Annotated in this window: 10 protein-coding genes; all 10 read left to right on the plus strand. The window is 45.2% G+C overall.

Annotated features, from left to right (window positions below):
• Positions 1-2 precede the first annotated feature (2 nt).
• Positions 3-1,160, plus strand: coding sequence for an NAD(P)-binding domain-containing protein (locus tag PKO01S_RS12165; RefSeq protein WP_164779583.1), 1,158 nt, complete (start codon positions 3-5; stop codon positions 1,158-1,160).
• A gap of 109 nt (positions 1,161-1,269) precedes the next feature.
• Complete coding sequence (locus PKO01S_RS12170) at positions 1,270-2,616, plus strand: hypothetical protein (protein ID WP_127531619.1); 1,347 nt, start codon at positions 1,270-1,272, stop codon at positions 2,614-2,616.
• Positions 2,617-2,618: 2 nt separating this feature from the next.
• Complete coding sequence (dapF, locus tag PKO01S_RS12175) at positions 2,619-3,431, plus strand: diaminopimelate epimerase (protein ID WP_127531620.1); 813 nt, start codon at positions 2,619-2,621, stop codon at positions 3,429-3,431.
• A 22-nt stretch (positions 3,432-3,453) separates the two neighbouring features.
• Positions 3,454-4,590, plus strand: coding sequence for an SPL family radical SAM protein (locus PKO01S_RS12180; protein WP_164779584.1), 1,137 nt, complete (start codon positions 3,454-3,456; stop codon positions 4,588-4,590).
• A gap of 113 nt (positions 4,591-4,703) precedes the next feature.
• Positions 4,704-6,107 (plus strand): coproporphyrinogen-III oxidase family protein, encoded by a 1,404-nt coding sequence (locus PKO01S_RS12185; RefSeq protein WP_127531622.1) that lies wholly within the window; start codon positions 4,704-4,706, stop codon positions 6,105-6,107.
• A gap of 100 nt (positions 6,108-6,207) precedes the next feature.
• Entirely contained in the window at positions 6,208-8,766 is a 2,559-nt protein-coding gene (locus PKO01S_RS12190) for a non-ribosomal peptide synthetase (protein ID WP_164779585.1), read from the plus strand.
• Between the two features lie 169 nt (positions 8,767-8,935).
• Complete coding sequence (locus PKO01S_RS12195) at positions 8,936-10,597, plus strand: hypothetical protein (RefSeq protein WP_127531624.1); 1,662 nt, start codon at positions 8,936-8,938, stop codon at positions 10,595-10,597.
• A gap of 23 nt (positions 10,598-10,620) precedes the next feature.
• Positions 10,621-11,307: a YggS family pyridoxal phosphate-dependent enzyme gene (locus tag PKO01S_RS12200; protein ID WP_127531625.1), complete on the plus strand. Its 687-nt coding sequence runs from the start codon at positions 10,621-10,623 to the stop codon at positions 11,305-11,307.
• 25 nt (positions 11,308-11,332) lie between these two features.
• Positions 11,333-12,556 (plus strand): ATP-grasp domain-containing protein, encoded by a 1,224-nt coding sequence (locus PKO01S_RS12205; protein WP_127531626.1) that lies wholly within the window; start codon positions 11,333-11,335, stop codon positions 12,554-12,556.
• Between the two features lie 35 nt (positions 12,557-12,591).
• Complete coding sequence (locus tag PKO01S_RS12210) at positions 12,592-14,337, plus strand: ABC transporter ATP-binding protein (protein ID WP_127531627.1); 1,746 nt, start codon at positions 12,592-12,594, stop codon at positions 14,335-14,337.
• Positions 14,338-14,354 lie beyond the last annotated feature (17 nt).

A 14,354-nucleotide genomic window follows, 5' to 3' on the forward strand; every position in this document is an offset into this window, starting at 1 on the left:
CAATGTTGGATCTTGTAATTGTAGGTGCGGGCCCGTATGGTATCTCGCTAGCCGCGAATGCGTCGGCTCAGCAATTATCCTACAGGATGTTTGGACAGCCGATGAGTTTCTGGAAAGAAGATATGCCCCAAAATATGTACATCCGTACGCCATGCCAGTTCGTCAGCTTCTCGGATTATGAATCGAGGTACACCATGGAGCGATTTGCAGAAGAAACAGATGCCGTACTTGACTATCCGTTGCCGCGCTCCAGTTTTATTCAATACGCCTCATGGTTTATGAAAAAAAACGAAGTTACTTATATACCGGAGAAGGTAAAAAAGATCAGAGGCTCAGAGTACTGTTTTGAAGTGGAACTAATGACAGGTGAAACATATATGACCAGAAACGTTGTAATTGCAACGGGCATAAGTGACTTTAAATACATACCAGAAGTACTTCGTGGACAGTTTGGGACGTATGTCTCACATAGCTCGGGCTATACTTCATTCTCCGCATTTATCAACAAGAGCGTCATTGTATTAGGAAGCGGGCAAAGCGCCTGGGAGGCGGCTGTATTACTTAGGGAAGCGGAGGTGGATGTCGAAATAATCTACCGGCGTATGTTGCCCAACTACTCCGTTAATAGGATGGATGATTTTAGACTGCAAACTCTGGGGAACCAATTTTATGGTCTTTCACCTTTAGTCAAACAACGGATAAGAGATTCTGAAATGTCCAGTGCACCGGTAGCCGCCTTTTTACAGCCCTTGGTTGAAGGGAAGGTAAGACAGACGGGGAACGTAACGATCGAGAAAACGGAAACTTCTTCAGATAAAATTATCTTAACACTTTCCGACGGGACGCGCAGAATCGCCGATCATGTCATAGCGGCTACTGGCTTTATGATGAATGTAAATAATCTACCAATGTTATCAATTCAACTAAAAAGAGAGATACAAAGAGAGCAAGGAGACGTCAGATATCCAAGGCTTAATGGCAGCTTTGAGACAAGTGTGCGAGGATTGTATTTCGCCGGGCCTCTTACAGCATATAGCCATGGCCCGACTTTTTTGTTCCTGCTCGGCCTTCGCAAGACAGCCCGCTCGATTACGCAGGCGATCGTTGCACACAAAGGGACAGGCGGTCGTTATACTAACTTCAAAGACATTACAGAATAAAACCAAATTATACAGATATTATAGTGTAATCGTTTTATTTTATATGGGATTAATTTATAGTTAAAGAGGGATTTCTCTCGTGTTTATTGACTGTAAAGGAGAATGTGCTGTGGAATACACCCTGTTGTCAACGTGGGAGCTTTTAAGAGGGGAGAACGATCTTCTCAACGTACTAGATCAATATGTAGGGTGGGAAAAGATTCCGCCATTTTATCGTCCCGGTCGTACGGGGTGGCTACAATTGGATAAGCCTATTGAAGTTTTCAATGCCGGCAACTCTGTTAAGATTCACTCGATAAAGCTGAAAGGAATCGGCTACTGTGATGACCAATTCAACATTACAAAACCGACGTCCCTCTATTTTAACAGAATTTTCCCCCACCTTGGCTTTTCGAGAGAAGGGAAGTTTAGGCTCGTCGAAAGTGAACAGGCTCCACTTGGCGGCCTAGAATATTCCCGAGCTCGTACTGAATATGACATTTCACTTCGCCTTTGGGAAAGCGGTTGTCCGGCAGTCGTGCCCATACGTTTATACCGATATCATCAAAGTTTTAATGGCTCCCACGGCGAATCCAGTTTGGCAGTAGTAATTACAGGTATCCCCAAATCGAATCCCTTCCGAGCCGATTGCGCTTATCGTTACGATAACGAGAAAGACTTTGCAAACCCAATGAACAATCATTGGCCTTTCAGCAGTCCCCAAACACAAGAAGAGCGAGATTTTGTGATCGAGCTGGGTAAAAAGTTGAATCTTGATGATTCAGATAACTTAAGTTTGTCTTTAATTTCATTTTTTTCTGAAAAGTATGGCAGGACCTTGAGGAAGTTTCATGAGGCAGGCTTTTATCGCTATTCCGGATCACTGGATAACTACGATTATTGCTTGGAGACGGACGAGGTATACCTAATTGATCTTGATTCATCAAGACCGCTCGACGAATGCACTGACATTGAAAAGTCCTTGCAAGTTATAAGAGATTTGGCCAGTGCATTTTTTAACTTGTCCGCGGGGCTGATGCACCCGTGGTACGTAAAAAAATTCCCGTTGCACCACGTTATTGAAACTGCACCTTTCGAATCCATTTTAAGAGGGTACTTTCACGACGTACCAGCCATATGGATCGAACGCGTTAATCGAGTTTTCATGCGATATTACAATGCTCTGCATCAACAAGTTTACGACGTTGCCGACAAGATTGTAGCGGAAACGGATCGGGACAAACAGGTGGAAAAATGGAAGCCGTTTTGGATGGACCGGAAAGAAGTTTATAGTTTGTTGATGGTCATCAATTGGTTTCTCTATGTTAAATCCGCCATAAATGAACGCTATCCTTGTGAAATGGATTGGGAGGACTTGATGGACCAAATCGCCGAATTTGCCGGTCCCCAAATTGCCGGTAGTATTGACGAGGAAATTCGGGATTTGGTCGCTTCATTTACATTGATGGGAGCATAGGGATGAATTTACTGTTTAGTAAAATGCAATCGCTTGGGAATGATTACATATTAATCGATCTCCTACATCAATCCTTTGATCAGTCGGCCCTGATTGACTTGGCGCCGGTCCTATGCGACAGAAGAATGGGGATTGGCGCTGATGACCTTATTTTGCTTTCCTCAGGTGTGGATACGGATTATTCTGTCCAAATTGTTAACCCTGACGGTTGCGAAGCTCCTATGTGTGGTAATGCGATGTTTTGCGTTTCAAGGTTTTTGCATGACCGTGGAGCTTTCGTTAACGACTCTATTAATCTTTCAACTAAGGTCGGCATCCAGTCTGTCAGGCGATCAGAAAGTCGTTTCATTTTAAATATCGGTCAGCCTGTTTTTGCATACCCCCCTGGCACTACTATTGTAGAAACACTCTCTTTCGAAGAGGAGAGGATTGATCTCACCTATCTCCAAATGGGAACATTCCATGCGATAGTCTTCGTTCAAGATCTTGACAACTATCCGGTCACGCACATCGGTCCGATCTTGGAACATCATCCACGCTTCCCGACTACAACAAATGTCATGTTCGTTAAATGGCAGGGCGGGTCTTCAGCTAGAGTCCGTCCCTGGGAAAGAGGGGGTACCGGGGAGACGCTTTCTTGTGGAACGGGAGCTTGCGCCGTGGCTGTGGTTCTGAAAGAGCGGTTCGGAATCGAAGGAATGATCGATATTCATTTCCAGAAGGGGACTTTAAAGGTGAATGTTGATCTGCAGCATGGGGTGGAGGTTTTAGGCGATGCCACTTTCGTATTTCAAGGTGAGTGGCCAAATAAATAGCAGAAAGAAGGGGAATGGATTGTTGAAGACGCAGCTAAAGGCGTTAAAGCGCTATCAAAATGATTTGGGTAATCTGCGTTCACACCATTGGAAATACCATATTGATCTTTATGAAAACTGTTATTTTGACTGCAAATACTGTGTATACCGTAGCGGCGATAAAATGGGGAAGGTTACAGCCTTCGAAGATATATTTGATTATCTAAGAGAAGATCTGCTCAATCTCCGAGAGAAAGGAATTGTATATGTAGGTCCGAAGGCAGACATCTATCAGCCTTTAGAGAAAAAGAAGCAGTTAATGCGAAAAGCGCTTCCTATCTTTTTGGAAACCGAAACCCCCATCTTTATCATAACAAGATCGCCTCTAATCCTGAGGGACATCGATCTTCTGTCGAGGATGGCCGAAAAGGGGCTTGTTGAGGTCTCGATTACGATTGCTTCGCCTAACAGATTGGCGGAACTGGAGCCTTTTACATGCAGTGTAGAGGAGCGAATTAACATTGCTAAGGAGCTTCATGATCATGGAATTCCAGTATCAATCCACCTGTCACCGATCGTTCCATATTTGGATGACATTAACGAATTGAAGGCGCTGCTCGAATTGATCAATAGATCCACTGGATCGATGTGCACATATGCCTGCATGCTAGGTATGAGAGAAGCTTACAAGAGCAATGTGTTTAATATTGTGGAGCGAATGGATAGAGACAAGGCCAGTCAATTAATGAGTATTTATGGGGAAGAAGAGATTAAAGATGTGCAATCGGCTGATGACGCGGCCCTGAAATCGATTATGGAGCAACTACATGATCATGCCAAAGTGAAAGGAATTCCGTTTGCATGCGTACACATTCCTCCATTGGATACGGTCGAAAGAGAGGGGCATATTTTTAAATATAAACTGCCTACAATCGGTGACATATACAGGCACTTCAGCCGTAAACAATTGAAGGAAATCAGATGGGAAGACATGGAACATTATTTGAAAAGTTTCGCCGCGGTTGACGAGGAGTTCCTTGAAATGGTTAAAAATTACTGGGGCGAAGGCGTCATCCTCAAAAATACGTATTACCACACATTCCGTCATGAAGACGGTCACGTTACGTATACACTGTCCGATAAAATTGATTACCAGATCGAGAACATGGCCGTCAAGTAAGCGAGTGACATACATTATACATCGATTATAAGATTCGTCATAACCTGCAAGCCGAACTAAGAGTCCGGGATCTGAAAGTATCTTGAAAAATATTTGAAAAGGAGTGAAAATTAATGAATAATGAAATGCTGTTTGAAAGTGCCAAACAAGAAATGAACCATGCATTTTCAAAATTACCTATCGATTATTTCGACCATAAAGACGCTTCGACGCATTTATTCAACAATATCGTCAGGCTGTATGATCGTAAAGAGGCGTATTCGCTTGAAACTTCGGGACATACCTCAATTCTCTCCAACAGTATAGACAAAGCGAGCAGTATCGGCTTTTACGCAGGAGTTCCTTGGTGCGCTATGCTGTGTAGTTTCTGCGATTTGGCCTATAGCGTATCCACGGATACAAATGTCAGGAGAAAATACATCGAACAGCTTCTGTGCGAGATTGATTTGCTTATGGACCTGGGAGCAGCGCGTAAGAATGTAACATCTGTGTATTTCGGTGGAGGGACACCCACCGTGCTGGATGAAGAGATGTTCGATCAGTACTTATCAAGTGTAATTGGCAAGTTCCGATTGGCAGATAAGAGCAGCATATCATGCGAAGCTTCTGTCGGTACCCTGACACATAATAAAATGGATATTATGAAACGAAACGGCGTTACCCGATTGAGCATGGGCGTGCAATCTTTGGATAATGCAATCCGAAAAGCGGCCAATATGCCCCTTAGCGGTGACGAGGCTCTGGCTGTCGTTAAATCTTCTCTGGGAGAGTTCGAGATGATAAACGTCGATCTCCTTTATGGATACCCGGAACAGTCGAATGAATCTTGGTTGGATACGGTTAGTCGAGTAGCTTCTTCCGGCGTGCCTTCAATAACCTTGTATCGACTTGAGGTCAGGGAAAGAACTGTAAACAAGAAGGCCTTTATAAAAAATCGCGAGCTTTTCGGGGATGAGATGAATGCAAGGTGGAAGTATTTTATTGGGAAGAAAGTGCTTACCGAATATGGGTATACCGAAACACCGCTGGGATGGTGGATCAAATCGCAAGGAAATAGGAGTGTTCCATCATGGGAGCAGCATATGCGCAATTGGACGACCGTAACCCCTTACATAGGGGTGGGTCAAGGTGCTTTCAGTCAGAGCCTAGATTTTTACTACCAGAACAGCAAGGATCTTAAAAAATGGAGCGGCAGTATCGAGGACGGGCAGCTCCCCATTACTACTTTTAAGGCGCTTGACGAAAAGGACGCATTCATCTTTCGGTTTTGCCGGGTTCTTCGCACGATGCAGCAATTCAATCGCAAATTAATCGAAACAGAGATACAAGCAAGTGGTTTGGAACGTCCGTTCAATACGTTTTTATCAAACAATATACAGTGGGGGATGTTGGAGCAGTCGGATGAGGCCTCGGATGTCTTTGCTTTGACCGATGGGGGAAAGGCTCTGATTCACTGGATCATTGATGATTTTATTGTATCCATGTCCGACTCGGAAAGAGTGCCTCAAACTGTATAAAAGAATATAGAATTGCAACCGCCGTATGACTTGGTCAGACGGCGGTATGTACGTTGTTAGACCATCCCAGTTCATAATGACGTAAGGGGAAATGCATGCAATGAAACAATGGAAGGATATATATCTGACAGATCATGCTGAATGTCTATGGGAAAGAATGTACGCTGATGCGACCTCTCTCCTGAATCTCCCTTATGACAAAACCGTCCAGCCGGACACTGTCCGTTACAGGGCGACGGTAACTATTGATCTTGCGTGTATGCAAAAGGTCGTACAAACTGCCGAGGCGATCGATTGTGCGGTGGAAGCTGTACTGCTGGCTGCCTACTTCCTTTTACTATCTCGATATACTTCTCAGCACGATCTTCTGGTAGGGGTACTAACCGAGGGCCAGGGGGACACTTCTGAAGATGTGGAAGCAGAAAACATCGTATCTTTAAGGAGTTTCCCGGAATCAGGAAAAACATTCTCTGATCTCGCGTTAGAGGTAAATTCTTCGCTGAATATTGCACGGACAAATCTGTCAGGACACAGGCGGCTCATGGAAAAATGGCTGGCGAATGAAGCGGCAAGTGTCGGGGAAAAGACGCTATTTGAGACAGCCTTCTGTTACTCCGGGGCGAATGAGGGAGGTACCTGGTCCGACCGGTTAAGACATCTACCGAAAACTTGTCCGCTCTCTATTGACATCGGTTATGCCGCGGAGGCTTGGTACGCAGAATTCGAGCATGGTTCCACGCTGAATCCGTTATTTATTGAGCGGATGCTGAAAAATTATATTCATATATTGGAGGAAGTGCCGCAAAAAACGGAAAGCAGACTCGCTTTATTTGAAGCAATCAATCCTCTGGAAAAGCAAACATTAATCTTCGGCTTTAACGACACAAGTAAGAGCCATTCTGACTCTAGGCCGATCTTCCACCGGATACAAGAACAAGCTGCTCGAGACGGGAGTCTAACTGCCGTATATTATGAAGGGAAAGCAATTACCTACGCGGAGATAAACAACTCCGCGAATTATTATGCGGATCTCTTGATCGCACAGGGAATAGGAAAGGGATGCTTTGTTCCAATCCTTATGAGAAGAAGTGTTGACGTCGTCATAGCTGAACTTGCCATTATGAAGTCCGGGGCCGCTTTTGTGCCGTTGGACGTTTCTTGGCCACTGGATAGGATTGGAATGATTTTGGAGGAAGTCGGATGTGATTTGATTTTGGTGCATGAAGAATGCCGGGAAACAGCTTCGCACTTCAATCAAAAGCAGATCTGTGTATCGTTGCGCTCCGATGAACGAACGACTAATCCCGATGTGGTAATCGATCTGAACGATCCGATTTATGTGATATATACTTCAGGATCGACTGGTAAGCCCAAAGGGGCCATTAATCTTCACAAGGGAATCTTGAATTCGTTCAATTGGCGCAATCACTACCTTGGATGGGAAAGCTCGAGAAGAACATACCAAATCATTCAGCCTACCGTTGACGGATCGGTATGGCAGATGTTTTGGCCACTGACGACAGGCGGCGCGGTTGTCATTCCGAAGCATAATCTAACGTTGAAGGCTGAGCGCATATGCGAAGATATAGAGAAATATCAAATAGCGATTATGACGTTTGTTCCTTCGATATTTGATGTCATCGTAAGTCAATTGGAGACCAATCCTGAGCTGTATAAGAAACTCTCTTCTTTGACAATCATTTTAATTGGCGGCGAGGAAATTGTTCCTGAGACGGTTTATCGTTTTCAAAAGAGAATGTCGGCCATTCGAATCATCAATTTCTACGGACCGACAGAGGCAACCATCGCGTGCATCTACCATAAAGTGACGGGAGCGGAGGCTAAGGGAGTTATTCCGATCGGCAAACCGATCAGCAATGTGAAGGCATTGTTGTTAAGTGCCGATCGAAATCTAGTACCGATCGGTGCCATTGGGGAGGTTTATATAACGGGAGACTGCCTTGGCGCGGGGTATTTGCATAATATTAAACGAACCCAAGAGGCTTTTGTTCCGAATCCTTATCCGGAGATGGAAACGGACGTTCTATATAAAACCGGAGATCTAGGCCGACTTGCAGAGGACGGAACGCTGTACTATCTTGGCAGAATTGATTACCAAGTCAAAATACGAGGCTTCCGTGTCGAGCTTGAAGAGATCGAAAGTGTTCTCCGGCAGTACCAGGGCGTTAACAAAGCGGTTGTCGTACTAAAGAAAGACCGCTATGACAAACAACATTTATGTGCTTATTACGAATCGGAGGTTCCTTTTGACGAGGAGTTGAAGCAGCATCTACCCAAAAAATTGCCGAGTTACATGGTTCCTTCATTATTGATTTGGATTGACCAGATCCCTCTTACGAGCAACGGCAAGGTCGATCGGAAGAGTCTTCGGGACCCATTTTTGAATACTGACCGGTATATGGAAGAAGCGACCAGCCCGCTTCAAACCGCATTGTTGAAGCTATGGTCAAGGGTTCTTGGCATTGACGGCAGGACATTCGGGATTGACGACGATTTCTTTAGCCTTGGGGGAACATCCCTTCTGTCTGTAATGATCGACATTGGTATTGAAGAAATTGCAAAACGCCCAGTCGATCTTGCCGTCTACCGGCACCGTACAATCAGGGAACTCTCTTCATTTATTGAAGCCCTTCACTAAATAATTTAAGCTTCACTGGAGGTGTACGGCCTGTTTATTGACGCCCATTGCGACGTGTTGTCTGTTCAAGCTATACGAAAACCGACTGCATTACAGTGAGCCTCATGGCATACTTGAAATGGAAGATGGACAAGCGCAAGATAACAGTTGTAAAAAGAGGGTGAACTACTTGGAACAAGCAGTTGTTTCAATTGATCAGAACTGCACGCCGTTCTGGGATACATGGGCCAAGCTTGATGTATGGCGACACCAACAAAAGTCAATCGTCCATCTCATCCATGATACCGACACGGTATTCCACGATGAAGAACTTTCCTTGGAAGATCCGTCAACGTTGAAATGGTTTTACAACCGAAGCGACGGCTTTCGTAACTATTCGCCGAACCTTTTCTACTACAGATATCTTGGACGTCATGAATCCTTCCCCGTCAAACTATTGGAACGTTGGCAAGGGATGAAATTATCCGGTATTTCCGCGGCGATGGAACTGCCCACGGATCAGTTGATGGATCAATGGGGGGTCTACGACAAACTGGCGGTTGTAGGGAGTGGCCGTGTCGGTAACGGATTCCGAATTGCAGCCGGCGTTGATACCAGGGAAATCGTTCAGCCTATGAGGGAATTGTTCGATGCCGTCAAATTGGATATGCGCCAATTCATCGTAACGGATCAGCAGATGAACAACTTAAATCGACTTATTGACCGCTGGAAGAGCGATTTTGAAGAGGCGGTAGAGTCTGACTCCACCCGCACGCTTTCCGGTAGTATTGTTGCCTGGATGCGAAAACGTTACGGATCCGCTGTTGAATTCTCCTCTACCTTTGAATATTTTCGGGTTTCTCCAAAGAACCGGGATCGATTTTCATTTTTTATCGATTACTTGGCCGATTATGGCCGCTACTCGACTGCTTACAATGCCGCTCTACAATCATGTGGAAGCTCTATCACGCCTATCGATACGAAATCGGGGGGGCTTCCGTTTTATGGCGTTAAACGGGTTAATGGTCAATTGTGTAGATACCCTTTCGTCTATCGGGAGGGGAAATTACATTTCAATGATGCTGAAATTACTTTATCCTCGGATCCCTGGCTGGATGTGCTTGATCTAAGTACAAAATGTCAAATTGAAAGCATTGTCGGAAAAGCAATTCCTCTCATGATGCAAATTCGCAATCAATCGAGCGGCAACGCCGTTACGATGCCAATGATGGGATCCCCTTACATGCGCGTAGTAGATCAATACGCTGATTTGCTTTATAGGCAAGATGCCCGCAAGAACAACCCGAATGGCATCAACAAAGTGATCATGGTCGATTTTGATGTATACGGGGCAATGGAACAGGCAGACTTTTTGTTTAGGCTTCCCCCTTTTCTGCAAAAAGAGTTTGGCTGCGAAATCATTCATGCACGCGATTTTCCAAGGCTGGCCCGAGCGAAATCCGCGGAAGCCAAACGAGTTTTGGAACGCTGCCTGATCGGAGCGGATGAACGCACCCAAGTATATATCGAAAAATTTCCGACGCTCGCAGGAACGATGGACGAGTTGGAAGAGAAGAGGAAGAAGATTGGTAAAGAATTAAGTGGAACGTCTAGGGGGACGGAAGCTTACCATCAATTAATGGAGAGATTTCTCTCCGTGAAAGTCGAACATAAAAGGAAACAAAAAGAATTTATCACTGAAAAAAGTAAATTTCTTTTCCAACAATGGCATGTTAGCGGAATCGACTACTGGAATCATAGAGGTTCTATTGAACTGTGGGCCACTGCATTGGGCGGTGAAGAGTTTTATCAACAAATCATTGAAAAATCAAGCCTGAGAAGGTCCACTTAAAGCATCGAGTTGAGGGGATGACTATGGACGCATTAAATTTGAATGAAAGAGTCGAACTGGTATCCAGCCGAATAAAGCAAGCGTTGATGCGTTGCGGTAGAACGGAAGAGGAAGTCAATGTCATTGCAGTCACCAAATACGGTTCGATTGAGAACATGAAGGAAGTTCTCGAGCATATCCGTCATGTCGGCGAGAGTCGCTGGCAGGATGCACAAGAGAAGTGGGAACGGCTCGGCAATAACGGCACCTGGCACTTCATCGGCCATTTGCAAACCAATAAAGTTAAGGATGTTTTAGGGAAATTTGAGTATATTCATTCGATGGATCGCATTTCGCTTGCTCAGGAAATCGAGAAGAAGGCGGCTCAACTCGGCATTACGGTGAAATGCTTCTTGCAGGTCAATGTATCTGGAGAAGCGACCAAACAAGGGATGGCCCCAGACCAAGTTATGGCATTCGCTGAAACGCTACGGAAGTTTAAGCAAATTCAAGTAATGGGTTTAATGACTATGGCCCCTCATGAAACCCGGCCAGAAGATGCCAGGCCGGTATTCAAAGCTCTTCGGCAACTTCGGGATGAAATTAACGCTAGAGGCATCTTTGATTATGCAGTGCCTCACCTGTCCATGGGAATGTCCAACGACTTTGAAATTGCGATCGAAGAAGGATCAACCTGGATTCGTCTTGGGTCGGCTATAGTAGGCAAATAACTATGGCAATGGGAGTGGGTATGCCATGAGCGGAAAGCAAACAATTCTGGTACTTGAGCAACTTCCGTACGAAAAAGGAAATCTTCATCAGTACTATAATCCCGAGCAGTATCGCTTTGTATTTATGCTGGACGAACGGTACTACGCTAAATTTCCAAAATCGTATCTAAAATTGTTCGATCGTATAGTAGTGGTCAAATCTTACACTTATGAAGAGGCTGACCGGCTGGTGAGGGAAGAGCTATCGCTGGCAAAGAGCCCCAAAAATCTGCGTCTCGTATGCATTGACGAATCTAATCTTCTCATGGTTGCCGCTCTGCGGGAAAAGTATGCAATTGAGGGGCCGGTTCCTGATCAAATTAGACCGTTTCGAGACAAACTGATTATGAAGGAGAGGCTAGCCCGGTCAAATGTCCGGTTGCCAAAGTTTATCCCGTGGGATTCGTCCGAGCCTGCAGATGTCACCGTGAAGCGTGTAAAGGATATACTCGGATTTCCCATTATCGTGAAGCCGACTGATGGCATGGGGAGCAAGAACACTTATGAATTGCCTTCTGAACAATCACTGATTGAATTTATACGTTCGAATACGGACGAATCGCACTATGAATTTGAGGAGCGGATAACTGGGACGCTCTATCATTGTGACTCCGTCATTGTCGATGGCGAAATAAAGTTTGCGGAAGTAAGCCGATATACTGCACCTTGTCTGGGTTTTGTTAATGGGCAGGCTCTGGGCAGTATTTTACTCGAAGAAGAAGACCATCTCCGTAATGAAATCTTGTACGTTAATGCAGAGGTACTTCGTACGCTCACAACGATGGATTGCGTCACACATCTGGAAGTTTTCGTAGATGAAAGTGGGGGCGTCGTTTTTATTGAAGTTGCGGCCCGGCCACCAGGAGGCAAAATTCCAGTAGCTTTAAAACAGGGTTTAGGAGTCGATCTAAATGAGATTGCTTACCGAATTGAATTGGGACTTCCATTGACGGTTTCAATCCAACGAAGGCACGGAGCGGCATGGATTTATTTCCCTAAAACGAAAGAAGGAATTATTCGTGAGCGGATGGAGCCGGATTTGAAAAGCCAGTACCTTCTCGAATGGAAAGTGCAAGTTGGCGAGCAAGTATCGAAATCGGTGACAAGCTTTGATTCCGCTGCGGAAATCGTCCTGACCCATGAAGATTGTGCTGTCGTTAGGGACGACTTGCGGTACTTGGAGTCATTCCGGCCAATAGTTATATCTTAGCGACAATGACGTCCGAGATAGGAGAGATCGAGCGAGTGTTTACCGTTCTGAAGAAACTCGGCTGGTTTTTTAAAGCGAATTGGAAGATGTACACGCTGTCCATCTTTCTTCTGACAGTAGTCGGAGTAATTGACGTCGTACCTCCCAAGCTCATCGGTTATACCATAGATGGTATTAACCAAGGGACGCTTGGTGGGGCTCGTTTCTATGGAACCATCGCTGCCTGGTTTGGCGTTACCATTCTAGGATATTTGGCAACAGCAGTATGGTGGTACAAATTGTTCGGTAGCGCCTACCTATTAGAGCGGGTCTTTCGGACCCGATTGATAGGGCATTTTATGCGAATGAATCCGTCTTTCTACCAGAAAAAAAACAGCGGTGATTTGATGGCTTTGGCAACTAACGATGTACAATCCATCTCGACAACGGTTGGTTATGGGATTGTTACGTTGTTTGATGCAAGCGTCTTTATGCTCACTATTCTTATTATGATGCTGGTTACTGTCAGTGCTAAATTGACATTGGTATCGTTGTTGCCTCTTCCTGTGATGGCCATTTTACTAAAGGCCTATGGAAGTCGGCTGCATCAAAGATTTAAAGCCGTTCAAACGGCATTTGGACAAATGAACAGCTATGTTTTGGAGGCGGTGAGCGGGGCTCGTGTCGTTAGGGCATTCGTTCAAGAAGAGGCGTCCGCATCAATATTCAGCAGCATTACAAAAAAAGTTAGGGATTGCAATATTGCTGTAGCGAGAGTCGACTCATTAATCGAGCCGACTACAAAGGGGTTTATCGGCCTGAGTTACGTTATTGGACTGGCCTATGGGGGGTATCTTGTTTTTAACAGTGAAATAACGTTGGGAGATCTGGTATCCTTTAATGTTTTTCTTGGCATGCTCATCTGGCCAATGTTCGCGGTTGGCGAAGTGGTGAATATTATGCAAAGAGGGAAGGCTTCTCTTGAACGTCTAGAAGAAACTATGGGATTCGAGCCAGATGTGCAAGATTTGGCTGTAACGAGTAGCGTGGAGACACCGCAGGATATCGCATTTGACCGCGTCACTTTTCGATACCCTTCCACCCCCTTTGATAATCTTAAGGACGTAACGTTTAAGGTGGTTCACGGAAAGACTATCGGCATAGTTGGACGCACAGGGAGCGGGAAGACAACCCTGCTTAGACAACTTCTCAGGGAATTTACGTTAAGAAGTGGTTCGATCTCAATTTCTGGAGTTCCAATCGAAGGAATACCTATATCCCAATTAAGGTCATGGATCGGCTATGTGCCGCAGCAGTCCTATATATTTTCGTCCACGATAAGGGACAATATATGGTTTGGTCGCGACCAGGGGACGGAGGAAGAATTGCAACTCGTCCTTGAACAAACCGCTTTAGTCAGGGATGTGCAATCCTTTCCACTCGGCCTCGATACAACAGTAGGAGAGAATGGGATTGGTTTGTCGGGGGGACAAAAGCAGCGCATCTCCATTGCAAGGGCGCTCATTACAAACCCTGAAATATTACTCTTGGACGATGCACTGTCTGCTGTAGATGCACATACCGAATCCGAGATTGTTCATGCGATTCGCATGGACAGAAAAGGAAAAACCACATTTATCGTAACCCATCGAATGTCTGTAACCCAGCATGCGGACCGAATTCTTGTACTGGAAGACGGACGGATTACGGAGGAAGGGACCCACGATGAGTTGATGGCGTTGAAAGGCTGGTACAGCGCGCAGTATATCCGGCAGCAATATGAAGAAAAGTTATTCGTTTGACTCATGACCATTTAAAG

The organism is Paenibacillus kobensis NBRC 15729 (genome assembly GCF_004000825.1).
Taxonomy (GTDB): domain Bacteria; phylum Bacillota; class Bacilli; order Paenibacillales; family Paenibacillaceae; genus Paenibacillus_T; species Paenibacillus_T kobensis.

What these genes read in the sequence shown, in the direction of transcription:
- dapF (WP_127531620.1), top strand. Translation starts at nt 2,619, where the DNA reads ATGAATTTACTGTTTAGTAAAATGCAATCGCTTGGGAATGATTACATA.
- PKO01S_RS12165 (WP_164779583.1), top strand. Translation starts at nt 3, where the DNA reads ATGTTGGATCTTGTAATTGTAGGTGCGGGCCCGTATGGTATCTCGCTA.
- PKO01S_RS12205 (WP_127531626.1), top strand. Translation starts at nt 11,333, where the DNA reads ATGAGCGGAAAGCAAACAATTCTGGTACTTGAGCAACTTCCGTACGAA.
- PKO01S_RS12190 (WP_164779585.1), top strand. Translation starts at nt 6,208, where the DNA reads ATGAAACAATGGAAGGATATATATCTGACAGATCATGCTGAATGTCTA.
- PKO01S_RS12200 (WP_127531625.1), top strand. Translation starts at nt 10,621, where the DNA reads ATGGACGCATTAAATTTGAATGAAAGAGTCGAACTGGTATCCAGCCGA.
- PKO01S_RS12185 (WP_127531622.1), top strand. Translation starts at nt 4,704, where the DNA reads ATGAATAATGAAATGCTGTTTGAAAGTGCCAAACAAGAAATGAACCAT.